The organism is Cellulophaga sp. RHA19, from assembly GCF_002813425.1.
Lineage (GTDB): Bacteria > Bacteroidota > Bacteroidia > Flavobacteriales > Flavobacteriaceae > Cellulophaga.
The window spans coordinates 2,692,594-2,717,423 of sequence record NZ_PHUL01000001.1; the positions used below are offsets into that span (position 1 = coordinate 2,692,594).

The window sequence follows — 24,830 nt, forward strand, 5'->3', positions numbered from 1 at the left end:
TATTAGATAATTAATTAGTAAACGTATGGGTTGGGATATAAGTTATCATCCAATTAATGAAAAGCAAATAAACAGTTGGTATTTTGATGTATTAGATAACCAAAACTTAATAAATACACTTGCAGAAGAACATAGTCTAGATGATTTTTACAAGGATAAATATATAGATGTTATAAAAGTTGCATTAGAAACGAGTAAAGAAGATAGTTTTGATATGACACACGGCTATTATGTAGCTGTTGTACAGGGTTTCTTTAATAAATATTTTTACACTAGAGGAGCAGCTTTATCTTTTTTAGAACAACCATTTTTTGAAAAATACTATAAAAAATGGGATCAAATAATAGATCAAGACAAATACTCAAACAACATAAGCAATAGTATAAGTACTAATTATAGTTCTGGTGTTTATATACCAGCTAATATGGTTGTTCAGTTGTTACAGGATTATGATACAAACGCAGAAGTTAAAAGTGAACTAGATAATTTATTTTCATATGATAGAATTATAGTTTTTTTAAAGGCTTTAAATTATGCAAAAGAACACAATTTAGGACTTTTAGAAGCAACGGAAGTTGTAGAGCCTAACCCTATGGATTTAAATAAATCGGCTTGTTATTCTAATCTGTTTAACTGTGATCTAGAAGGTGCGTTGCTATACCAACAAGCAGCACTAGAACAACTTGCAGAAATAGAAAAAAAGGAAGGTTTGCCAGAGGGTCATATCTCATCTAAGGCAGAGTATGAGGTTACTAATATAAACCCAACAGAGGTAATTAACCCAAAAGAAGAAAAAGTAAAAAAGAGTTTTTGGAAGCGATTATTAGGTAAGTAGCCAATTGTAAGATTAATTAAAATTAAATAACCATATCAATAAAAATTATGTTAGAAAGATTATTATTAAAACATTTAACTAAAAAAGGAAAAATAGGATATTTTGTAGGTATAGTGGTATTATTTGTCTTGTTGGCAGTTTACCTTTTTGGAATAGAAGATTACAGTATGGATCGTGGGCGTAACCCATTTTTTATAGGAATGATTATCATAAACCTATCTTGGGCAGGTGTTTCTTATGCTTTATGGAAAAAACCTAAAGAAGAAGAGAGTACAACTACTAAAGAAGAAGTTTTAAATAAATAGAACACAACAGTACTTAATTTATATTATAAACCTCAAAACAACGTGTTTTTGAGGTTTTTTTATTCTAGAACTAGTAGTAAGGAGTAGACAATTTTTCTATATTTATGAGCTAAACAACCACAAAAGCATTAATCATTACTAATGAGTTTATACTCTTTATACCCTAAGTTAAAATTAACACACCAAGATTATCTGGACTATAACACCTATTTTGTTAAACATACTAGTGACAGGGTTTCAAAAAACGACATTGAGTCTAGGTTGCGTTTTATAGCAGATAGTTACAACAAAAAACACGCTTTGCTAAGTGATGAAGCTATTTTGGCCATTAATAACAGAGTAAAGAAAAAACTAAAATCAGAAAAACGCATTTTTTTATCATTTGCCTTTGCTGCTATGGTATTGTTGTATTTTGGAATTAAATATTTAAAACCAGTTATAGGAGTAAGTGTTTATTATAATGTACCTGTGGTTGGTAATAATCCTTGGGAAATTATTCTTGTTGTGCTTATATTTTTATGCGCTTGGTGGTACGAGAAAAAGAATTATAAAAACAAACTTATAAGTGGCGTAAAAAACCAAATTATAGCAAGTGTAGAGACGTATATTGCTTCATCAGAATACCGTAAACAGCAACACAGTAAAAAACAACAGCATAAAGTAACTAAAAGACGTAGATGGTAATTGGTTACACTATCTACTAAAAATACCCTGTGATAATAACTTTTAATTTACCTACTAAGTAAGAAAATCAGTGTTAAGGTTTAGTATTTTTATTTTGTGGTTTTATTAGATTGCTTAATTTTCTCCCATTTCTGCTTGGGTAATATTGGTAAACGTTGGTAAACCTTCTGTAATACTACCAGCACCTTTTTTGTTTATTTTAAAAGTAACGTCTTTTGTAGTTGTAAAAAGTAATACCGAAAAAAATGAAGTTCTTAAGTGCTTTTGTATTATTGGAAAAGCTTCTTCTAGTGTTAGTTTTTTTTCAATATCCTCGGTTTCTCTAGATCTGTAACGTAATTTAAGTAATACCATAAATCCGTCATCAGCATATACAGGACGCACAAAAATATTTTTTAAGTCTGGCTTACCAATAGTTTTAGCCATAGTTAATTTTGCAAAACGGTTTTCTTCAACACTCTCTTTTACTTGTTCCCAAAACTGAACAAAAACATCATTATACGGCATAAATTACAGCTAAAATTATAAGTTATTTAGGGTGTCAAAAGTACTACATATAATTCAATTCATAAATCTCAAATCATTATTAATAGCAGAATAATTTACACGCTTCTTTTTGTTTCACAAATGATTTAAGTCATATTATAAACAAATTTGCATACCTACTTTTACTACAAAATAAATTAGTATGAGCATTTTTAGAAACAGACCACAAGACAACTACATTAACGAGGCTAACTGGCAAGAGCTTTACACTTTAACAGAACATTGGAAATCAGACCTATTATTTTATAAAGACGATTTAAGATTTTTACATCAACTAATTAAAAAATATTTAGTGTGGATTTCTAAAAAAGAGAATTTAGATTTAGTTAAAGAAATTGAAGTTAGTTTGTTAGAAGTAGACCATCAATGTACCTCATTGTTGGAGCGTACCACAAAGCATTTACATCATTTAACAGAGCTTATAGAAAATCCTTTTGCTTACGATTCTCATAAATTTAGAACAGAACACGGAGTTTTAGAGGACGATTTATCAAAATTTGTAAAAGACTTTAGAAAAAACAGAAAAGAAGTTTTTAGCATTACAGAATATATTATAGATGGTGAGCAATTGGTAAGGCATTACACAGATTTGGCAGACTAATTAGTAATTTAAAAGTAACAAGCTATGAAAAGTGTAGATGACATTTTAAAAGAAATTACAGATATAACTACAGAGATAGAGACCAATTACCCAGAGCTTTATCGTAATTTAGATGAAAACCCTATTACGCTTAAAGAAAATCATAGTTCGCATTTAAACAAAAAAGCGCTTCAAGATTATTTAGAGCGTTTAAAGCAACTATTAAAACATCATACCTAACAAATATGGTATAACCAATAAAGACAAAAATATGGGAGAAATAGCTAAGTCTAATAGGCAAATTACATTGTATTATAGTTCTGAGTCTATTAGGGCAAAACAAACCTTAGCTTATGCAAAAACAGAAGGTTTTATAGTGCAAGAAGTAGACATTTTAAAAGAAAAACTTACAGGCTTACAAATTATAGAGCTGGCAGATAGGTTACACATAACGGTTGCAGAATTGGTAAACCAGCAGCATCCTAAGTACAAGAAAAATTTTGAACCTCATAACTTTTCTACCAACGATTGGATAAAGATGATACAACACAACCCTACTATAATGAAGCAGCCCATTGCTTTAAGAGGAGATATTACCATTTTAATAGAGACACCTACAGACATTCTTAAAATTTAGTGCATTTTTAAATGAATTTGTATGACATAAGTCATTTTATATCTGGTATTTAGAGGTTACATTAGAGTGTAATTAAAAAACGCTCTACAATGAAAAAAATAGTTATTCCAACAGATTTTTCAGAAACAGCTATGAATGCCATAATGTATGCCATACATTTATTTAAGCATGACATTAGTCAAATAACAATAGTACACGCCTTTGCAGACGAAGTATATAAAAACACAACCACGTTAGATAGAGAAGATTTTGAGGAGTACAAAAATGCCTATCAAAAAAAAATAGAAACAGCTTTACAAAAAGAAGTTGCAGATATATTAGAAGCATCTCCCAACCCAAAACACAAATACACTTATGTCTCTTGCTTTGGTAGCTTGGTAGATGAGATAAACCAAATTGTAGAACAACAAAATGCAGACTTGGTTGTAATGGGCACAAAGGGCAAAACAAACAACCGCAATATAACTTTTGGTAGCAATACATTGCAAGTTATAAAATATGTAGAATGTCCGGTTTTAGCAGTACCGGTAACGTACCACAGAGAGTACCCTAAAAACATACTTTTTCCTACAGACTATATGCTGGCGTACAAACGCAGAGAGTTAAAGTTGCTAAGTACCTTGGCAAAAAACTACAGTGCTACGGTAAACTTCTTGTATGTGTCAGATTTTAAACCATCATCACACAGGCAGCTAGACAATAAAATGTTTTTAGACGCCACATTTAAAGACAATACCTGTACCAACTTAAAAACCTCTGGTACAGATATAACAGCAAGCATAAATAACACCATAGCAGCAGAAAAAATAGATATGTTAGTAATGGTAAACCGCAGACACTCATACCTAGAAAACATACTTTACAGTTCTACTATAGAAGAAATAGGGTTGCAAATTAAAATACCATTTTTGGTATTACAAAACCTTAGTCGTTAGTAGTTTATAACTAGTAATTATAAAAAATAGGTTTGTTTTTTTATAGGTATATGTGTTTAAGGTTTTAAAAAAGTAAGCACATATACCACAGTATTTTACAGTACCACACATTTAAAATTTTAACCATTTAAAAACCAGTTGTTATGAAAAAAAAGATACTATTACCTACAGATTTTTCGGCAAATTCTAATAACGCAATACACTATGCAATTAAGCTTTATAAAGAAGAGCAATGCGAGTTTTTTATACTACATTCTTGCTACGTACCAGGTTATGCCAAAAGCAACCTTTTAAGTTTAAACAATGTAGACCAAACTTTAGCGGCAGCAAAAGAAGCAGCAGCAGAAAAAATGGAAGAATTAAAAAAACAACCTTCGTTTAACGTTACAAACACCAACCATACTTTTAAGTATCTTATAAAAATTGGCGACCTCACAGACAACCTAAAAGAGACCATAAAAAGCAATAACATTGCATTGGTAGTAATGGGTACAAGAGGAGAAACAGACAGCAAACACCTAATTTTAGGGAGTAATGCCGTAGTAACTATGGAAAAAGTTAGAGCTTGCCCAGTACTAGCCATTCCTGGGCATATTGCATATAAAGCACCATCAGAAATTGTATTTCCTACCAGTTTTAAAACAACATATACTAAGGCAGAGTTGGCAACTTTGGTAGAAATAGCAAGCCTAACCAATGCACCAATACGCGTATTATATATACAGAAAAACTTAGATTTTAGTAATAAACAAATAGAAAACAAAGCACTATTAAATACAATACTAAAACCAACAACATTTACACACCATAAATTATACAGCCAAAACCTACACAATGGCGTACGGTCTTTTGTGCAGAGTAGAGATAGCGGTTTAATAGCCTTTGTAAATAAAAAACACAATTTTTTTGGTAGTATATTTTCTAATCCTATGGTAAAAGACCTAGGTAACAACACCAATGTGCCTATATTAGCATTGCATAATTTAATAAACTAAAGCAACCCCATATATTTAGTTTAAAAGCCCTTTTAGGGCTTTTTGGTGTTTAATAGCCAAGTATATCCTTAATTTGGGTTTTTATTGCCTAAATTGTGTAAAACACAAACACTAAGTATACCCACTACAATTATAAAGCACAATTATGAAAATAAACCTATTATCCTGTGATGCTCAAAGACCAGACAAAAGAGCTATAGCCAAATGCATAACAGAAATTTCTGCAACAGATAACTCCTTAGCCAATGAGCTAACAGAAATTCTTTTAGAAGGCGATGCTGTAGACATAGAAATAGAAGATAAAAATACAGGCTCTGCCCTAAGAGCATTGCGTAAATTAGATATAGATTACGAGATTGTAGAGTAATAAAAATATTAGACACTAAAAAAAGCCATTGCAAACCATTGTAATGGTTTTTTTTATGTTTTAAACTATGGTTTAGTAGTTTTTTATAAGTAAAAATTACAATTAAGAGTCTAAGACTCCCAACTATAAAGTATTTGTACCCATTTATACATTAGTAGTCTTGTTTTATATAAAATAGAATTACATTACTTACCTAAAAATATAATGTATCTGCGTTTGTAATTACAGTTGTTATTAAGTTAAATAACAGTAGTTAATATTAACTAGTGTAGATTTATTTTTTTGTGAGCTTTTACGGAAAAGCGTAAAAAAAGCATATTGTTTTTTAGGATATTTACAAGTAAGAATTTACAGTAAATAAGTATATTTAAACTTTAGTTTAAATATACTCAAATTATATTTTTTGATGTACTCCAAACTCCAATCAAATGAAAACAATACCTACAAGAACCAATTTAAGTAGCTTAAACAACCAGCAACGTAAAGCTGTATTATCAGCCGAAAAACGGATACTTGTACTTGCAGGTGCAGGCTCGGGTAAAACTAAAACATTACTTAATAAAATAGACTACTTAATAAATGATGAGCAGGCAGATTCCGATAGTATTCTGGCTATAACATTTACCAAAAATGCGGCAAACGAAATGGTAGATCGTATGATTTTATCTGCTGATAAAACGGGATTCTATAAAAAAGTAATGGAAACTAAAGGTGTTACTCAAAAAGACTTGGCGATAGAGCGTAAAAATATGCTTGAAAAATACCCGTGGTTAAATAGAATTACCATTAAAACGTTTCATAGTCTATGTTATCAAATTATGCGGGAAGATGGAGTTAATGTTTTTGATAATCAATTTAAATTGGTACCTAAATATATAGATGATTCTTCAGAATATAAAGGGTTAAGTGCTACTGAAACAGAACAAGAAATAATACAGAAAGTAGCTATAAAGTTATCAGAAAACAGGAATTATTTAATCGCTTTAAAACGCTACATTATTGATTATTATGTAGATTATATTAGGGAAGATGAAGGTGGGGCAGAGTTTAGACCAAAAGGTAAACTATTTACAACACTAAAGGGTGAAAAGGTAAGGTCTAAATCTGAACAATTTATAGCCGATTGGTTTTTCCGTAATAATATAGATTACAAATACGAACGTAAAGAACGTATTTCTAAAACGGCTTTTCATCCCGATTTTTTTATTCCATCGGCAAACGTGTATTTAGAGCATGTTAGTAATTTAAGTCATCCCACATTTTGGAAAGAAGAAGAACTCAAAAAAGGCGGAATCACATGTATAAAAACCTATGATAAAGCCACTCAAAATTCAGCAGTATTCAATAAAGTATTAGATACGGTTATAAAGGGACGATTAACTGAAGGTTTAGACTCAGCTACAGTTTTACATTATCACGAAGAATTTTCTGGATTTAAAAAAGAGCTAAAAAAGTTTTACAGATCTGTATTTGATGTAAAAGGCGCTATTGAAAATGCAAATAAAACTATTGAAACCGTTGGTTTAGAAGCCAAAAAGAGTGAATATGAGCGTGTACGCCTTTTTTATAAAGTAGCGTTGCCGATTATAAGAGACTATGATGTGTATTGTACAAACCGATCTTATTTAGGCTTTGACGGATTGGTTGAATACTCTTTAAAACTATTCAAAGAACACCCAGAAACAAGAGGTAGATACCAAAAGAAATATAAATACATTTTGGTTGATGAGTTTCAAGATGTAAATAACAAACAAGTAGAGTTTTTGAAATATTTAATAAATGATAATTCTCAACTTTTTTGTGTTGGTGATGATTGGCAAAGTATTTATGGTTTTAGAGGTTCAGTAGTAGATTATATTGTAAACTTTAAAGACCATTTTGATAATTCGGAACTCATTAAACTGAACTTAAACTATAGAAGTACCGACCGTATTGTTAAGGCTTCGAACGAAATTATAAAAAAGAATAAGTTTCAAATAGCAAAAGATATTTCAGCTGTAAAAAAAGGAGGTGCTAAAATAGAGGTTAATTATGCAGAGGTAGATGGGGAGACTGAAAATTTTATTTATGGCAAAATTCAACAACATATAGCAGAAGGTATTAGTCCAGATAAAATACTAATTCTATACAGGCGTACAGCAATGAAAGCCAATGTAGAGGAGAAGCTGAAGAAAAGCGGTGTATATGTGCAATTTAAAACGATACATGGAGCAAAAGGTCTAGAGGCAGAGGTTGTATTTGTTTTAGGTTTAAACTCGGCTCGTGGAGGTTTTCCAGATCCATGGATGCAGGATAAAATTTACCACGTTATTAAAAAAACAGAATACAATACCTTACTAGAAGAGGAAAGAAGGCTGTTTTATGTGGCACTTACTCGGGCTAAAACACAGCTTTATTTAATGTCGCAAAAAGGTAATGTGTCTGAGTTTATAAAGGACATCCCAAATGAACTGATGCTTATTAATGAAGATGAAGCTTCTGTTCCAGAATTTGAATTAACAGTATGTAAGAAATGTAATTCTAAAATAGAAGATCATTTTAAATTTTGTGCAGAGTGTGGAAGCGCTATAACTGTTAAGGAACCTATAATCTACAAGGAAGATAAGTTGTTTGATGTTATTAAGCGAAAAGTGAAAGCATTGCCTTTAAAATATCCTGACGGTAAAGATGAAATTGTTACTAAGGCTAGGTTAAAAAATACAAGAGCTTATGAGCCGTGGAGCATTGCGGAAGATAAATTGTTGTGTGATTGTATTGATGAATTTAGTAACAGTGATTTATGTGTTTTGTTCGGTAGAAGTTTAGGTGGTATTAAATCGAGGTTGATAGAGTTGAATTTAGAAAAACAAAAGAATTACAAGACCTTTAGGTAACTATTCTTTTAAAGATAAAATAACAAACCTGTTTCTTTTATTAAAGTTAAAAAGGATATAATAAACGAGTTACTTTCTATAAAAAAAATAAGTATCATCTATGATTAGCTATAAAGAATATGAAAAGGTAGTTTTTGAATGGTTAATTCAAAAACACAAAAAAGATTCTGATTTTACGTTTTCTTTAAGGAAAAAAGGTTCTAAGGGGGCAGAGCAAGACTATTTTATTGGTAGGGAAAAATCAAAATATTTTGGTATGACTTTTTGGAATATACCAACAGGTGGTTACCCAGGGTCAACGGGTGGTTGCATAACTCTTATTTTTAGTTACTCAAAGGATACATATAGTTACAGATTTGAGTTTGTACAGAGTAAAAATTACAACGACCTTCAAAATAAATCTATCATAAAACTTTTGCTCAAAGTAAAAAAATCTATTGAAAGTTCCATAGGTTTTTCCTATATAAGTCCCGTTGAAAATAAAAAACTAATACTTCATACAAAGCAAATAAAAAGTAGTTATATATCCTTAGAAACTATGTTGGTTGATGTAGACAAAGAATTAAATATTTTAATTCCTGCTGTAAATAATGCGATTGCAGAAATTAAATTAGATAATCCAGAATTTATAGGTTACAGGTTTACAATAAATGAATTTAATAAAATGCTAAACAAGCTTAAAAAGCGTCTTAAAACTGCACCAACAAAGCATTCTAAAACTGATCAATCAACTTTAATAAGGGAAAAATATTCTAATTGGTTAAAAGGAAATGAAAAGAGTAATAAAGTTAATTCTTACTTAAGATCCATTGAAATTTTAAATGAAATTTTAGCCAAAGATATTTATTTAGAAAACGATATAGAGTCCCTAACATTATTATACAAAGATTTAATAAAACAACAAGGAAATGAGAATAGTAGATATTATTACGAAAAAGCTCCTTCTTACGGTAATAGTGGCTTTTATTCTGCTTCTGTAAAATCCTTTATAGATTTTTTAAATGAAGAATCCATGATTAGCTCAAAAAGCAACAAAGAGCTTAAACCTATTAACCAAATATTATACGGTCCTCCAGGAACAGGAAAAACATACTTTTTTAAAAATGAATTGTTTGAAAAGTATACATCCAAACAAACATCAATTACCAAAGAACAACATTTTGAAACAGTAGTGGGTAATTGTTCTTGGTGGCAGGTAATTGCTATAGCTCTATTAGATTTAGGTAAATCTAAAGTAACTAACATTTTTGAGCATAAGTGGGTTCAGAAAAAAGCTAGCTTATCAAACTCTAAAACAATAAGACCAACACTTTGGGGGCAATTGCAAAGTCATACAGTTAATGAGTGTAAACATGTAAATGTGTCTAGTAGACAACAACCTTTAATTTTTAATAAAACGGAAGATTCTTATTGGGAAATTTTAGAAGAAGAAGTAAAGGAGTTGACTCCTGAACTATATGATTTTAGAGATTCAGTAGAAAACTACAATCCAGATCCAGATAAAGTTGTTAAGCATTATAATTTTGTTACTTTTCATCAATCCTTTGCTTATGAAGATTTTATTGAAGGTATAAAACCAATTCTTCCTGAAAACATTGAGGAAGCAGGTGATTTAGGTTATAGAATTGAAGATGGGATATTTAAAGATTTATGTATTAAAGCTAAAAATGATCCATCTAAAAGATATGCTATTTTTATAGACGAAGTAAATAGGGGAAATGTTTCAGCAATCTTTGGAGAATTAATAACCCTTATTGAGACAGATAAAAGAAAAGGCGCCAAAAATGAAATGAGTATTACTTTGCCATATTCTAAAAAGGAATTTAGTGTGCCAAAAAATTTAGATATTTATGGCACTATGAATACCGCAGATAGATCTGTAGAGGCCTTAGATACAGCTTTAAGACGTAGGTTTGAGTTTAAGGAAGTGATGACAAACTATAATGTGATTAAGAATGAAGAAGTAGATGGGATAAAATTAGCTGGTGTTTTAAAAATAATTAATGAACGTATAGAATTATTACTAGACAGAGACCACACTATTGGGCATTCTTATTTTATTGGATTAGATAAAAATAAGAAACTAGCTAATGTTTTTAATAATAAAATAGTGCCTTTACTACAAGAGTATTTTTATGGTGATTATGGAAAAATAGGTTTGGTTTTAGGAGATGGTTTTGTTGAGGAAAAAAAGAATAAAGACCTCAATTTTTCAAGTTTTAAATATGATGGGAAAGAAGATTTTATTGCACCTACGTATCACTTAAAGAAAGTAACTTCTGAAAATATAATAGAAGCTGTAAAAAACATTTTTAACACGGATAATAATTAAATTGAAAACTCTAAAGGCGATATCTGTTTTTGAACACCAAAGCTTGGCTATTGGTGAACAAGGCTTTAAACAAGCTCATTTAGATGCGCTTTTAAAATTAAATGAGTACCATAACGGTACTTATTTTCAGCCTATAGCAAAAGGTGTAAAATTTAATCAATATGTAGGTGTGATACAAGTAGATGGTTTAACTATAGAAATAAACCCTAAAGCAGATAAAGACGATGATGACGCTAAATGGAAAGGAGTTCTGTTAAAAATGCTTCAATCTTGTGGTAAATTAAAGGCAAAATCTACTGGAGCAGCAAATGTAAAAAGAAAGCACTTAAACCTTTTAGAGGTCTATTTTGAACTTTACTTGTTAGAAGTAGAAAGTCTGGTGCGTAAAGGACTTATTAAGCAATATAGAAAGGAAACTAAAAATACAAAATCATTAAAGGGCAAGTTAGAGTTTGCAGGTCATTTACGTCGTAATATAATACACAAGGAACGTTTTTATACAAAGCATCAAGTATATGATGCTGATCATTTACTACATCAAGTGCTACAAAAAGCATTAGGTATTGTATCTCTTTTTACAAATGGTTCTAGACTACAGGATTTAGCCAATAGAGTACAATTAAATTTTCCGAAAGTAGCTAATAAAACTATAACTGCAAAGGAGTTAAATACAATACAATTAAACAGAAAGTCTAATGGTTATAGTTATGCTTTAGAGTTAGCACGTTTAATTATTTTAAACTATTCGCCAGATATTGCTAGTGGCAAAGAAAAAATGTTGTCTTTACTTTTTAATATGAACGAGCTTTGGGAAACGTTTATTTTAAAGCAGTTGCAAGAAATATCAGAAGCAAATGGAATAGATATTTCTGGACAAGAAACAAAATCGTTTTGGGGAGCCAATTATTTAAAGCCAGATATTGTTTTAAGAAAAGGAGATAAGACCTTTGTACTAGATACAAAATGGAAAAGGCCGCAAAATAACAGAGTTTCAGTTGGAGATCTACGTCAAATGTATGCATACTGTCGTTTTTGGGACGCAGAAAAAGCTCTTTTATTATATCCTGGTTATTTCAGGAGTAACTCATTTAAAACTTATAAAACAGATGATTATTCCCTCTATAATACAAATAAAGTATCAGAAATAGCTCATCAGTGTAAAATGGGTTATGTTTCTGTTTTAGATGAAAATGGAGAATTATCTACAACTGTAGGAGAATCTATTTTAGAATTATTAGAATTATAAAATCATCAAAAAAAGAAACAGACATTTAAACCAGCAAAAGTTTAATATTTTTGCGGTATGAATAATAATTTTGTGAATGAATACTTTGGTATAGGCATACAAAACGGTAAAACGCCAGAAAATTTAGGCGTTTTATGGCGTACAGCACAAAACTTAGGCGCTAGTTTTATTTTTACCATAGGCAACAGATATGCAAAACAAGCTTGTGATACACACAATGCGGTAAAATCTATACCGTATTACCATTACAATACGTTTGAGGATTTTAAAAATAACATTCCTGTAGGCACCAGAATAGTAGGAGTGGAGCTAGATGATACTGCGGTAGATTTAGAAACCTTTGAGCATCCTAGACGCTGTGTGTATTTACTAGGAGCAGAAGATCACGGTTTAAGCAAAGAAGCCATAGAGGAGTCGCACTTTTTAGTAAAATTTAAGTCTACCTTAAGTTTAAATGTAGCAGTTGCGGGCAGTATTGTACTTTATGACAGGCAACTTGATAAACCAAGAAGTTAATTTGTAATTTTTTTTTAGGGTCTAATTTTTTAAGAAACAAAGAGTTATCTAATATGCCAATAAAAATTACAGAAAAAAGCACAAAATAGTTTTATAGAATAAAAAAAGGTTCTTATATTTGCACCCGCATTAAGGGAATAACCTTATGAGACACTTGGAGAAATGGCAGAGTGGTCGAATGCGGTAGTCTTGAAAACTATTGAGGGTCACACCTCCGGGGGTTCGAATCCCTCTTTCTCCGCAAAAGAAACCCGTAACGAAAGTTACGGGTTTTTGTTTTTTATAACTACGCTGAAAATTTATTTTCATAAGTAGTTATAAAAAACAAAAATCTACAAACGTAGTTTGTTAGGGTTTTATGCTTGCTCGGGATACTTATCTGGGATGCACGCAGTGAATCCTAGTTAATTAAGATTTTAAGATTTAGGCATTTGAAAAATGCCGTAAGAGGGATAACGCAGTAATCCCTTTTGCTTGTGTTTTAGTGTAGTTTGTTAGGGTTTTATGCTTGCTAAGGATACTAATCTGGGATGCACGCAGTGAATCCTAGTTAATTAAGATTTTAAGATTTAAGCATTTGCAAAATGCCGTAAGAGGGATAACGTAGTAATCCCTTTTGCTTGTGTTTTAGTGTAGTTTGTTAGGGTTTTATGCTTGCTAAGGATACTTATCAGGGATGCACGCAGTGAATCCTAATTAATTTAAGATTTTAAGATTTAGGCATTTGCAAAATGCCGTAAGAGGGATAGAGTATTTTTTTATATTATTTACTAAGCTCTATTAGTTCCCATTCGCCATTACTCTCTTTAGTTAGGTAAACATCTACATTAACATCTTTATCATTGCCAATTACTTTTATTCCTAGTAGAGCCTCACCATAGCCGTTAGTCATATTAATGCTCCCTGTTGGCATCATACCATAGTCTTTTATGCCTCCAGTTTCAGATTGTATTTCTTCATTTTTTTCAATTTCAATAATAGCAACCTTATAAGCGTCAGAGTTTTTCATTACAGAGCCAACAAAGAAAAATATAAATATAAAAAAGGTAAATCCTGTTGCTACTAACGCTATTATTCTTGGTAGTTTTGATGGTTTGTTAGGGTTTTTAACTACAATTGCTTTTGCTGTTTTATCTCCTAATCTTTTTTTATTTTGATTGGTAGCAAGAACTATAAATTCTACTGGCCAAATAATTAAAAATAAGTTTCTAGTTAATAACCTTCCAAAAGAAGGAACCTCAGAGGGGTTATTTTCATCACGAACCATAATTCCCATGATCCATTTACCAGGACTAATACCTTTTATAGTATCTTTTGAAAAGTAAATTAATAAGCCAATAACCATAGATGGTAACATCTTAAACAAAATGTTACTAAAATTGGTTTCGTTTATAAAATCCGACCCAAGTGATAAAAAAACAATACTTACAATTAAAAATGTGAATAAACAGTGATCAATAGCAAATGCAACTATTCTTCTTTTTCTGCTAGATAAATTATACGTGTTTTCTAAATTTTGATTCATCGGTTGGTGGTTATTATTTATGATTGGGTTTGTTAGTAAATGTATAAACTATTTAAAACTAAAAAAAGAGATAATGACAATTACCTCTTTTTTTAGAATTATAAGTTATGTTTTGTGTTTATGTATGGCACTGCTCGCACTTACCTTGTAAAAGTACTTGTGAAACATCTACAACCCTGTTAGGTATTTTAGGTATTACAACATCTGCAGGCAGGCAATCTACCTTACCACAGTTAGAACATTGAAAATGTGGGTGCGCATCTGAATGATTGCTAGATGAACATCCATTACATTTTGCGTACCATTTATGACCGTTTTTGCCTAAAAATGAATGTAAATAACCATCATCTTCAAACTTATCTAAAACACGATAAATAGTAGTTTTATTCATTTGAGCACTAAAACGCTCAATTAAAGTAGTTACAGAAATTGCAGCTGAACTTTTATCAAATTCATCGTGTAATATTTTAACCGACTTTGTTTTTCTTACAATACCCATAGTACAAAAATAATGCAACTGGAATGCAAAAAAAAGAATCTGCTTAGTTTTAACTTAATTAACACCTAGCATTGTACTACTTAACGGTAAAATTAATCTACTATTTTTATGTCTATAGAGGTTCTAGATTGCCAGCCTGTTTGGTCTGTTACAGAGTAAGCACAGTGGTAATCACCCGTATCAATATCGTCCGGAATTGTTAAGCTTACGTTTATTTCATAACTGGTAGAACCTTCAGGAATCGTATAGTTTTCCATATAAATAAAAGGGTTTATGGCTTGTTTAATAGGTTCTAAATTACATTCTCCCTCTTGGTCATCATGGGTATGATGGTCAAAATTATTATGAACATCTAAACTATAAGATGCCAAAGCTTTGTTGTCTGTAACCTGAGCTCTAAAACTATAGGTTTCTCCTTTTACTAATTGCACACACGGTTGTGGAAAACCTTGAGTGTAATTAATGCTAATTGTTGGTTTTTCTTCATCTTTATCACTACTATCATCACTAGAACAAGAAGAAATAATAGTTAATAATGGTAAAAAAAAGAAATATTTTAATTTAATTTTCATTTTCAGAATTTTTAAAACCGCATAGAGAAAAACACTCTATGCGGTATTTTTTATTATTCAGTTACATCAATATGTGTATCGTATTTTTTGGTGTTACCGTCTTCATCTTCAACAGTAAAAACCATATGATACTCGCCAGCAGGTGCAGTAGCAGGCACATCTATATGCTCGTGAAATTCAGCTTCAGTTTTTTCATGGTATTTTTCTAAGTATTCTTTTTCAAAATCCCATTCTTCTTCACCATCTTTAAGAGTAAGACCGTGAGCGTGTATATCTACAGTAATATTATGTATACCATTTACAGCATTTATCATAAATTCTGCATGAAAATCCTTTCCTCTAACAACGCTTGCATCTAAAGAGATATCACTTAAAGCAATAGGATCTTTAATATCTATATGACCTTCTACTTCAGTGCTATTTCCTTCTTCATCTGTAACAACCAACTCTATGTGGTACTCACCAGCAGGTACATTAGATGGTACATCTATGTGCTCATGAAATGTAGGATTAATTACTTGGTAGTTAGCACCAGTATAAACTTTTTCAAAATCCCATTCTTCTTCACCTTCACCAACTTCTAAGTCGTGTGCATGAATGCTAATAGCAATACTTTTTACAGTAGCTTCTGCATTAATTTTTGCTTCTAAATGAATGTCAGAACCTCTATAAACGTACTGTTCTGTAGAATGGTCACCACCTTCGCCATACTCAAAATCTGTAATTAAAGGAGCATTTAAAGCATTAGAATCATCATCACTACTACATGATTGTAAAAAGAGTCCTAGAAAAGCAACGATTGCTAAAAATTTAAAATTTGCCTTTTTAATGTTTGTTTTCATTTTTTTAATTTTAATTGTTGTTTGTATTTATTTAAATGGAATTGTTAATGACACCGAAATGTTTCTACCAGCTTCAGGAACATCTATCAGCCTATAAAAACTAGTGTGATTGTAATATTTGGTATTGAATACGTTATTTAATTTTAGTCTTAAATCTACTGGAGCACTGTTTTTAAAAATGTTCATTTTTGATGTAAACGACATATGCAGCACATTGTAACCGTCTGTAGTCTGCTCTGGAGGTACAATTTCTTCTTGTGCTGCAGTAATTTTATAATCTACAGAGATTAGAGGTCTTTTAAAAAATGAAAAATCTTTAAATTGATAAGAGGCAGAAAATAGACCAGATAATGGAGGTGAAAAAGGGAGTGTAAAATCTTTTTTTAACCCACTAGTTTGCCTAGAGTACACATATTCTGCAGATGCGCTTAGTGTTACATTTTTTATAACTGTGGTACTTGCATTAAATTCTCCGCCAAACCTAAAAACTTTGCTTTGTGTGTATTCGTAAATTTGTAATGTTTCAAAATAATTTGAGGTTGGATTTAAGTATATGTAGTTCTCAAATAAATTAATAAAAGGGCTAATGCCTAAACTAAACTGTTTTTTAGTGTGATTTATATCTAAGTCTAGTTGATAAGCTACCTCTGGTTTTAAGTCTAAATTTCCTTTCTCAAACCTATACATATGATAATTAACACCGTCTGATGCCAACTCGTTAGCTAGTGGCATCCTAAAGCTTTTACCAAGGTTTATTTTGTAAGTTGTATTGTTGTTAATATAGCTAAGACCAACAGAAGCACTTAAGTTATTAAAGTTTAAACTTTTGTTTTTAGAGCGTTGTAAATATTCTTGGGAGGTAGAGCCATCATTGTTTTTTACAGTAGAAGGAAACCAATCATAATACGCTTTAGTGTCTATAATACCATAGTCATAACGTGCACCAGCTAGTAGGTGTAAATTAGAGTTAATTTTAAACTGATCATACCCAAAAGCACCAACAGTAAAACGATTATATTCAGGAATTAAAAATCCCCAACCACCAATAGTGTTGTTTTGCAGTTCCATATTTACACCCATTACCATATGGTGTTTGTTATGAATGTTAAATGCATCTCTGGCATTTAAAGTGTAGGTATTTTTAGTAAAAACACGTTCTTTAGTATTTGGTGGCTTGGGCATATACCCATGCGGAATAGGTTCTGAGTGTTCTTCTCTTTTGTTGTTCTGAAAACCTAAATCAAAATGTAAAATATGTTCACCTGTGTTTACAGTAGTGTTATTGCTAACTCTAAAATGATTTACTTTGTGGTAGGGTAAATCTATATCTCTGTTAGAGGTATCATAATCTATTTTAGATGTTCTAACCTCTAAACCATGTGCATTTGCAAAAAATCCGTTTTTAGCATTTACATTGCTAAATAGTGTTTCTGTTTTTATATTATCTGCAACGTAACCAATACTAACACTGGCATTGGCCTCTTTACCAGCAGTGTTTCTTAAATTATTTTTATGAAGCTCAAAAATGTAATTTTCATAATTAATTTTAGATGTAGGTACTTTGTAGTCACCATAATCTCTATATGTTAATCTTGTACGATAAAACCATTTTTCTTTTCTAGATGTTAAGCCTACAGATACACCAAGTAAGTCGTTATTACTTTCTCCAAGAATATTTAGGTCGCCATTAAAAGAGTTTTGTAATGGTATTTTATTTGGTTGAATATTAACAACGCCTGCAATAGCATCTGACCCAAAAAGTAATGAAGCCGGACCTTTTATAATTTGTATGTTTTCAATTCCTTGTTGGTCTATTTCAAGTCCGTGATCGTTACCCCATTGTTGAGCCTCGTGTTTAATACCGTTTTGCACCACAGCAACTCTATTAAAACCAAGCCCTCTTATAACGGGTTTACTTTGTCCAGAACCAATATTTATAGTACTAACACCAGGTATTTTACTTAAAGTCTGCATAAGACTGTTTTCTCTGTTTTTATCTAGAAATTCTTTGCTAACTGTATGTGTAACTATTGGAGATTCTTTTGCTTTTCTACGTTTAGTTTTTCCTGTAACTGCTACTTCATTTAAAACGGTAGAAGACTCTTTTAAAAGTACTTTAATGTGTTTGTTAGCATTATTTTTTAAATTAATAGTAACAGTTTCTGAAGCATAACCTACGTGAGATATAGTAATAGAACTAGTTTGTTTTTTGTTGTTTTTAATAATAAACTCTCCTGTAGAAGAAGAAACGGCAAATAAATTATTACCCGTAATATTAGCACCTTCTATAGGTTTTAAGGTATTGGCATCTAGCACAGATCCTTTTATCTTAAAAGAATTTTGCGCTGTTGCAGTAGAACATATGCTAATAAATAAGCATATACTCAGCATTTTATAAAGCATAATTAGCTGTTATGTATTGTTATAATGGTATTTAACTAATAAATATGTCTATAGCTTTATGTGTAGTTTAACATTCATAAGGTTAGCATTGTAACAAAGCAAACTAGCTCAATTACAAAATAAACACACAACTATAAAAGACAATTAGCAGTAAGGCGGAGGAGGTCTACAAAATAACTGAACACTACTATCTGGGTTAGAAAAGTAAACATTGTAACCTTTAGTAATTTTTTGTGCTAAAATAGGTTTTAGCTTACAAACTTCTGTAAAAGTAAAGTTTACAGAAAGTATGGGAGTATTGTTTTGTACAGTTATATAATCGCAAATAGCACAGTCTGTATGCTCATCATGATTGTCTAAGTGAGTTATAGAGTGTAGTCCTGCTATTTTCATTGTAAAGAAAAGGGCAAGTAACAAATATGTAATGCTATTTTTAAACTGATGTAATTTCATAAATTACTACAAACAATACTTTTATATTACAACTATGTTGCGTTAACTGAGTGCAAATATATTATTATTTTATTTTAATGCAACTAAAGCGCAATAATAAAAATTTTAAAAAGTATGGAGCAAAAACTAAGTAGCATATTTCTAATATATTAAGTGTTTATAGTACTTTTTGAAGAATAGATATAAAAGTATTATTGGATGTAATAATGTGTTTTTTGATCAGTTTTACGGTTAAAAATCACTAATAAACCAAAAGTTATATAAAAACACTATAAAACCGTATTTTTGCACGCTATGGAAGAATGGTATCATTACCTACTATTAATTGTAGTTGGTTTTGCAGTAGGATTTATTAATACAGTTGCAGGTGGAGGATCCTTAATTTCATTGGCAGTATTAATATTTTTTGGTGTGCCACCTAGTATAGCAAATGGTACCAATAGGGTAGCAGTAGCTATACAGTCTGTCTTAGGTGTTGCAGGTTTTAAAAGTAAAGGTGTAAGTACTTTTCCGTTTAATATTTACTTAGGTATATCTGCAATGTTGGGTTCTATAGTTGGCGCAAATATAGCTGTAGAGGTTAGCGGTGAAACTTTTAATAGAATTTTAGCTGTAGTAATGATGGTTGTATTGCTCATCATTATTTTTAAACCAAAATTAAAAACCGAAGATATACACGAGCGTATTACAGGTAAATACTTGTGGATTGGAGTAATAGCCTTTTTCTTTTTTGGTATTTATGGCGGCTTTATTAATGCAGGTTTAGGTTTTATAGTTATTCTGTTTTTACATTATGCCAACCGTATGACCTTAGTACGTGCCAACGCAACAAAAGTAGCGGTAGTTTTAATCTATACTTTAGCGGCGCTTGCGGTTTTTATATATTATGATAAAATAATTTGGGAAATAGGTCTTGTTTTGGCAATAGGTAATGGTTCTGGTGCTTGGGTAGCAAGTAGAGTTTCTGTTGCTAGGGGAGACGGATTTATAAAAAAGTTTTTAATGCTAATGATTGTTGTTATGGCTATTAAACTTTGGTTTTTTTAATACAATTGATGAAAAATGGAGATTATTAAAAAGTTAGAATGGCGTTACGCTGTTAAAAAGTTTAATGAAGATATTGTACTATCAGATGCAAAAATAGAAGCAATAAAAGAAGCTTTTAACTTAACAGCTACATCATATGGTTTACAACCTACAAAAATGGTTGTTGTTAAAAACAAAGCATTACAGCAGCAGTTGGCAGCAAGCTCATACAAGCAACAGCAAGTGTCGCAGGCGTCTCACGTATTGGTTTTATGTAGAGAAACTGAAATAAGCTCTGCTTATATAGCTAATTATTTTAAACGAGTACAACAAGTAAGAGGTACTAGTTCTGATATTTTAGATCCGTTTAAAGAACAATTAACAGCTAGTTTTAGTAAAAAAAACGAGCAAGAAATAGCACAATGGGCAATTAATCAGGCTTACCTTATTTTAGGAAACTTGTTAACTGTTTGTGCTGCGGTAGAAGTAGATGCTTGCCCAATGGAGGGCTTTGTGCCTGCAGAATATGATACACTATTAGGATTAGATAAGCTAAATTTGGCTTCTGTTTTGGTTATGCCAATAGGTATAAGAGCAGATGACGATGTGTTTTCTACCTTTAAAAAAGTACGTAAAGAGACTGTAGAAAGTGTGATAGAAATAGCCTAAAATTAGTAACTTTACAGTTCTATTGAAGCTATTTTATAATAGCGTTGTTAAGATTAAAAAATAAGAAAAATATACAATATGCCAGGATTTGAATTTTTTGGAGATAAGGAAAGAGCAGAAGTACAAAAGGTACTAGACTCAGGTGTTTTAATGCGTTATGGTTTTGACGGTATGCGTGGCGACCAATGGAAGGCATTAGAGCTAGAGGAAGCCTTAACTAAAAGAATGGAAGTAGGTTATGCACAATTGGTAAGTAGTGGTACTGCAGCTTTAACAGTTGCATTGGCTAGTGCAGGTATTGGTGCAGGAGACGAAGTAATTATGCCAACATTTACTTTTGTTGCTAGTTTTGAGTCTATTTTAGCATTAGGAGCTGTTCCTATTTTAGTTGATGTAGATAATACGTTAACCTTAGATCCAGAAGCGGTAGAAAAAGCAATTACGCCAAAGACAAAGGTAGTTATGCCTGTGCATATGTGTGGTTCTATGGCTAATTTAAGTGCTTTAAAAGCTATTTGTGACAAGCATAATTTATTGTTATTAGAAGATGCTTGCCAAGCAATTGGTGGTACTTATGAAGGTAAACCTTTAGGTAGTTACGGAGATTTAGGATGTTTTTCTTTTGATTATGTAAAAACAATAACTTGTGGTGAAGGTGGTGCTGTAATTACTAACAATGAGCAGTACTATAAAAATGCAGACCATTATTCAGATCATGGTCATGATCACATAGGTAAAGATAGGGGAGCAGAAGATCACCCATTTTTAGGATACAACTACAGAATTTCAGAATTACACGCAGCAGTAGGTGTAGCTCAGGTACAAAGATTAGATGAATTTATAGCAATACAGAAAAAAACGTATACTATTTTACGTAATACATTGTCTACAATACCAGAGGTAACTTTTAGAGCTGTACCTGAAGGAGGAGAAGAAAATTACTCTTTCTTATCTATATTTTTACCAACAGAAGAATTAACTAAAAAAGCGCATAAAGCTTTAGGTGAAAATAGTGTTGATGCTTGTTTTTACTGGTATGCAAATAATTGGCATTACTATAAAAAATGGGCTCACTTAACTAATTTAACATCTTTAGGTAAGCTACCTAATGAGGTTAAAGAGCAACTGCCAGATTATAGCAAGTCAGACTTTTCTAAATCTGACCAATGGATTAGTAGAACAATTTCTTGTCTAGTAAAATTAGGATGGACTGATGAGGAAGTAGAGCAGAGAGCTGCTAATATGGTTAAAGCAATAAAATCTGTATTATAATTTAGTATAGATTATTAAAAATAGAAAAATCCCTTAAAACTTAGTTTTAAGGGATTTTTTATTTGTTGTAGTTAAGTTAATTAGTACTTAACGTAATCTATAATTTCTAAACCATAACCAACAATACCCACACGTCTAGATTGCGTAGTATTAGTTAGTAGTTTTACTTTGCTAATATTTAAATCGTGTAATATTTGTGCACCAACACCAAAATCTCTACTATCCATATCTACTTTAGGTGCTTTAACTAAACCGTTACCTTGTAGTTTTTTAAGCTGAGATAATCTATTTAATAAATTAAGAGACTGAGATTCTTGGTTAATAAAAACCATAGCTCCTTTACCTTCTTTATTAATAGCGGCAAACATATCCTCTAATTTCTGATCTGGATTATTGGTAAGCGTACCTAAAATATCATTATTTACTAAGGTAGAGTTTATACGCGTAAGTATTTGTTCATCCTTATTCCAGCTACCTTTTGTAAGAGCAATATGTATTTGGTCATTAGTTGTTTGTTGGTAGGCGTGTAGTCTAAATTCACCAAAACGAGTTTCAATTGTAAATTGTTCTTTCTTTTCAATAAGACTATCGTGCTCCATTCTATATGCAATAAGAGCTTCAATAGAAACAACTTTTAAGTCAAACTTTTTGGCAACATCTATCAATTGTGGCAAACGAGCCATAGAACCATCTTCGTTCATTATTTCAACAATAACACCAGCTGGCTTAAATCCTGCTAAACGAGCAAAATCTATTGCAGCTTCAGTATGTCCTGTTCTACGTAAAACACCACCTTCTTTAGCAATTAAAGGAAAAATATGTCCCGGTCTTGCTAAATCTTGAGGTTTTATATCGTTCTCTGTAAATGCTTTTACAGTTGCAGCTCTGTCTCCTGCAGAAATTCCTGTAGTAACGCCTCTACCTTTTAAATCTACAGATACTGTAAAAGCAGTTTCCATAGGGTCTGTATTATTGGTTACCATTACGTGTAAACCTAATTCTTTACAACGACCTTCTGTTAAAGGAGCACAAATTAAACCACGACCGTGAGTAGCCATAAAGTTTATCATCTCTGGAGTAACAGCTTCTGCAGCAGCTACAAAATCACCTTCATTTTCTCTATCTTCATCATCAACAACAATAATAACTTTTCCTTTACGGATGTCTTCTATTGCTTCTTCAATTGTATTTAACTGTATTTTATTTTCCATTAGTTTTAGTCTTGGAATTTTTAATAAACTGTTTTTTTATCAAGTAAATAATATCGCCAAAAGAAATTAGGCCCTTATCATTTGTTGCTCTTATGGTTAAAAATACACCTAGAGGTAGCATTACTAAAGTAGGGATCCAAGCAGCTAGTGCTGGTGGTATTTTACCAACTTTAGCTGAGTTACCAACAAATACTCCTAAAAAGTAGTATGCCAAGAAAAGTACAATAGCAATTACCATAGGTAATCCCATACCACCTTTTCTAATAATAGCGCCTAACGGTGCACCAACAAAAAATAAAATGATACAAGAAAAAGCCAATGCATATTTACTATGTAGGGCTAATATATGTATGTTGTAACGTTGGTATTTAATAACTAATTCTTTTTTTCTGGCAGTAACAGAGCTTAATACATTGGTAGTAGAACTGTGTGCTGAGTTATATAATTGCATTTGCATAGGCTCTTCATACAACGCTGCAATATCTCCAGTATAAACAATGGTATCTTTATTAGTCTTTTCGGCTTTTTTGTTTTTTACTACAGTAGCAACTTCTTCTTTAGAAGCCTCGTCTAACATAGGTTTTGGCTTTTTAAATCCAAAATCTGCTTTAAAAGCACCAGATCTACTAATTATATTTTTAGAAAAAGCTTTTATAGTTTTTATGTTATCTTCTCTAATAGAATCTATGTCTACAATAAGTCTAGATACCTTTTTCATTTTTTCGGTATCTACATTACGATCCTCTTCTAAATCCTGATCGTCCATAGAAAGTACAATATTTATAATGTACTCGTTAAACTTAGCTTTAGCAAACGGAACTTTTTGCTTGGTTTTACTATTTTTAGACTGCACATCTTCATAATAGTTACCGTCTTTTAGTATAAGTTTTACAATATCAGAATCTTCACTACTAACTAATTCACCTTTTTTAGCTTTTATAACTACATTGCTAATATTATTTTTAGTTTTTTTGTGAATGATAATATTATCTAAAAAACGATCGTTTTCTCCGGACTTTTTATCAACCTTGATGTTCATCCCTTCAAAATCACTAAAAATACCTTCAGCAATAATGGCGGCAGGTTTTACGTTACCAATGTTTCGTTTTAGGTTATAAATTTTATGAGCAGCAGCAGGGGCTACGTTGTTTGCAAAGAAAAAAGCAACAGTACCTAAAAGCAAAACAAATACCACAATGGTACGCATTGCACGCTGCAAAGAAATACCCGAGGCTTTCATTGCTGCAAACTCATAATTCTCTGCTAAAGTACCAAAGGTTAAAATAGAAGAAAGCACCACCGTTAAAGGCAATACTTTATCTACTAAACTTGGCATAAAGTAAAAAATAAACTTACCAATAATAAGTAAGTCTAGTCCTTTACCAGCTAAGTCTCCTATATACAACCAGATCGTTTGGAATATGAAGATTAACATCAATATTGCAAACGAACTGAAAAAGTTAAAAAGAAACTTTGTTAGAATGTAACGATCTAATAATTTCAATGG

General features: G+C 31.3%; 25 protein-coding genes and 1 tRNA gene. 17 read left to right on the forward strand and 9 right to left on the reverse strand.

Features of this window, described 5'->3' with window-relative positions; genetic code table 11:
* Nucleotides 1–25: 25 nt before the first annotated feature.
* From AX016_RS11875 to AX016_RS11885, 3 genes are all read left to right on the forward strand, one after another.
* On the forward strand, nt 26–835 hold the full coding sequence (locus tag AX016_RS11875; RefSeq protein WP_100895817.1) for a hypothetical protein: 810 nt from the start codon (nt 26–28) through the stop codon (nt 833–835).
* A gap of 47 nt (nt 836–882) precedes the next feature.
* On the forward strand, nt 883–1,140 hold the full coding sequence (locus tag AX016_RS11880) for a hypothetical protein (protein WP_100895818.1): 258 nt from the start codon (nt 883–885) through the stop codon (nt 1,138–1,140).
* A gap of 141 nt (nt 1,141–1,281) precedes the next feature.
* Nucleotides 1,282–1,824, forward strand: coding sequence for a hypothetical protein (locus AX016_RS11885; protein WP_100895819.1), 543 nt, complete (start codon nt 1,282–1,284; stop codon nt 1,822–1,824).
* A gap of 114 nt (nt 1,825–1,938) precedes the next feature.
* Here AX016_RS11885 and AX016_RS11890 read toward each other — a convergent pair whose 3' ends face one another.
* Nucleotides 1,939–2,331 (reverse strand): hypothetical protein, encoded by a 393-nt coding sequence (locus AX016_RS11890; protein ID WP_100895820.1) that lies wholly within the window; start codon nt 2,329–2,331, stop codon nt 1,939–1,941.
* Between the two features lie 181 nt (nt 2,332–2,512).
* On the opposite strand from AX016_RS11890, the gene AX016_RS11895 reads away from it, so the two are divergent.
* From AX016_RS11895 to AX016_RS11945, 11 genes are all read left to right on the forward strand, one after another.
* Entirely contained in the window at nt 2,513–2,971 is a 459-nt protein-coding gene (locus AX016_RS11895) for a hypothetical protein (RefSeq protein ID WP_100895821.1), read from the forward strand.
* Between the two features lie 24 nt (nt 2,972–2,995).
* Nucleotides 2,996–3,190: a hypothetical protein gene (locus AX016_RS11900; RefSeq protein WP_100895822.1), complete on the forward strand. Its 195-nt coding sequence runs from the start codon at nt 2,996–2,998 to the stop codon at nt 3,188–3,190.
* Between the two features lie 31 nt (nt 3,191–3,221).
* Nucleotides 3,222–3,587, forward strand: coding sequence for an arsenate reductase family protein (locus AX016_RS11905; RefSeq protein ID WP_100895823.1), 366 nt, complete (start codon nt 3,222–3,224; stop codon nt 3,585–3,587).
* A gap of 89 nt (nt 3,588–3,676) precedes the next feature.
* Entirely contained in the window at nt 3,677–4,522 is an 846-nt protein-coding gene (locus AX016_RS11910; protein ID WP_100895824.1) for a universal stress protein, read from the forward strand.
* A gap of 143 nt (nt 4,523–4,665) precedes the next feature.
* Nucleotides 4,666–5,517 carry a universal stress protein gene (locus AX016_RS11915; RefSeq protein WP_100895825.1) on the forward strand — a complete coding sequence of 284 codons (852 nt, stop codon included), beginning with the start codon at nt 4,666–4,668 and terminating at the stop codon, nt 5,515–5,517.
* 145 nt (nt 5,518–5,662) lie between these two features.
* A complete protein-coding gene (locus tag AX016_RS11920; RefSeq protein WP_072302358.1) occupies nt 5,663–5,884 on the forward strand; it encodes a hypothetical protein in 222 nt (73 codons plus the stop codon).
* 428 nt (nt 5,885–6,312) lie between these two features.
* Nucleotides 6,313–8,757 carry a UvrD-helicase domain-containing protein gene (locus tag AX016_RS11925; RefSeq protein ID WP_100895826.1) on the forward strand — a complete coding sequence of 815 codons (2,445 nt, stop codon included), beginning with the start codon at nt 6,313–6,315 and terminating at the stop codon, nt 8,755–8,757.
* Nucleotides 8,758–8,857: 100 nt separating this feature from the next.
* The gene (locus tag AX016_RS17305; protein WP_198519435.1) at nt 8,858–11,089 is read left to right on the forward strand and encodes an McrB family protein; all 2,232 of its coding nucleotides are present in this window, start codon (nt 8,858–8,860) and stop codon (nt 11,087–11,089) included.
* A 1-nt stretch (nt 11,090) separates the two neighbouring features.
* Nucleotides 11,091–12,335 (forward strand): McrC family protein, encoded by a 1,245-nt coding sequence (locus AX016_RS11935; protein WP_100895827.1) that lies wholly within the window; start codon nt 11,091–11,093, stop codon nt 12,333–12,335.
* A 57-nt stretch (nt 12,336–12,392) separates the two neighbouring features.
* A complete protein-coding gene (locus tag AX016_RS11940; protein WP_100895828.1) occupies nt 12,393–12,851 on the forward strand; it encodes an RNA methyltransferase in 459 nt (152 codons plus the stop codon).
* Between the two features lie 156 nt (nt 12,852–13,007).
* Nucleotides 13,008–13,092: transfer RNA gene (locus tag AX016_RS11945), tRNA-Ser, on the forward strand.
* A 522-nt stretch (nt 13,093–13,614) separates the two neighbouring features.
* On the opposite strand, the gene AX016_RS11950 is transcribed toward AX016_RS11945, so the two are convergent.
* The 6 genes from AX016_RS11950 to AX016_RS11975 form a co-directional block, all read right to left on the reverse strand.
* Complete coding sequence (locus AX016_RS11950; protein ID WP_100895829.1) at nt 13,615–14,376, reverse strand: RDD family protein; 762 nt, start codon at nt 14,374–14,376, stop codon at nt 13,615–13,617.
* A 118-nt stretch (nt 14,377–14,494) separates the two neighbouring features.
* Nucleotides 14,495–14,875 carry a Fur family transcriptional regulator gene (locus AX016_RS11955; RefSeq protein WP_100895830.1) on the reverse strand — a complete coding sequence of 127 codons (381 nt, stop codon included), beginning with the start codon at nt 14,873–14,875 and terminating at the stop codon, nt 14,495–14,497.
* A gap of 92 nt (nt 14,876–14,967) precedes the next feature.
* Nucleotides 14,968–15,447 (reverse strand): DUF4625 domain-containing protein, encoded by a 480-nt coding sequence (locus AX016_RS11960; RefSeq protein WP_100895831.1) that lies wholly within the window; start codon nt 15,445–15,447, stop codon nt 14,968–14,970.
* 53 nt (nt 15,448–15,500) lie between these two features.
* On the reverse strand, nt 15,501–16,289 hold the full coding sequence (locus AX016_RS11965; RefSeq protein ID WP_100895832.1) for a DUF4625 domain-containing protein: 789 nt from the start codon (nt 16,287–16,289) through the stop codon (nt 15,501–15,503).
* Between the two features lie 27 nt (nt 16,290–16,316).
* Complete coding sequence (locus AX016_RS11970; protein WP_100896859.1) at nt 16,317–18,680, reverse strand: TonB-dependent receptor; 2,364 nt, start codon at nt 18,678–18,680, stop codon at nt 16,317–16,319.
* A gap of 156 nt (nt 18,681–18,836) precedes the next feature.
* Nucleotides 18,837–19,145, reverse strand: a complete 309-nt coding sequence (locus tag AX016_RS11975; protein ID WP_157811125.1) for a hypothetical protein — start codon at nt 19,143–19,145, stop codon at nt 18,837–18,839.
* Between the two features lie 294 nt (nt 19,146–19,439).
* Here AX016_RS11975 and AX016_RS11980 point away from each other — a divergent pair, with 294 nt between their 5' ends.
* From AX016_RS11980 to AX016_RS11990, 3 genes are all read left to right on the forward strand, one after another.
* Entirely contained in the window at nt 19,440–20,192 is a 753-nt protein-coding gene (locus AX016_RS11980) for a sulfite exporter TauE/SafE family protein (protein ID WP_100895834.1), read from the forward strand.
* 15 nt (nt 20,193–20,207) lie between these two features.
* Nucleotides 20,208–20,840, forward strand: coding sequence for a nitroreductase family protein (locus tag AX016_RS11985; protein ID WP_100895835.1), 633 nt, complete (start codon nt 20,208–20,210; stop codon nt 20,838–20,840).
* A gap of 78 nt (nt 20,841–20,918) precedes the next feature.
* Entirely contained in the window at nt 20,919–22,112 is a 1,194-nt protein-coding gene (locus AX016_RS11990) for a DegT/DnrJ/EryC1/StrS family aminotransferase (RefSeq protein WP_100895836.1), read from the forward strand.
* A gap of 80 nt (nt 22,113–22,192) precedes the next feature.
* Here AX016_RS11990 and ribB read toward each other — a convergent pair whose 3' ends face one another.
* Both ribB and AX016_RS12000 read right to left on the reverse strand, forming a co-directional pair.
* A complete protein-coding gene (gene ribB, locus AX016_RS11995; RefSeq protein WP_100895837.1) occupies nt 22,193–23,323 on the reverse strand; it encodes a 3,4-dihydroxy-2-butanone-4-phosphate synthase in 1,131 nt (376 codons plus the stop codon).
* Nucleotides 23,313–24,806, reverse strand: a complete 1,494-nt coding sequence (locus AX016_RS12000) for an LptF/LptG family permease (protein ID WP_100896860.1) — start codon at nt 24,804–24,806, stop codon at nt 23,313–23,315. Before AX016_RS12000 ends, ribB begins: the two co-directional genes overlap by 11 nt.
* Between the last annotated feature and the right edge of the window lie 24 nt (nt 24,807–24,830).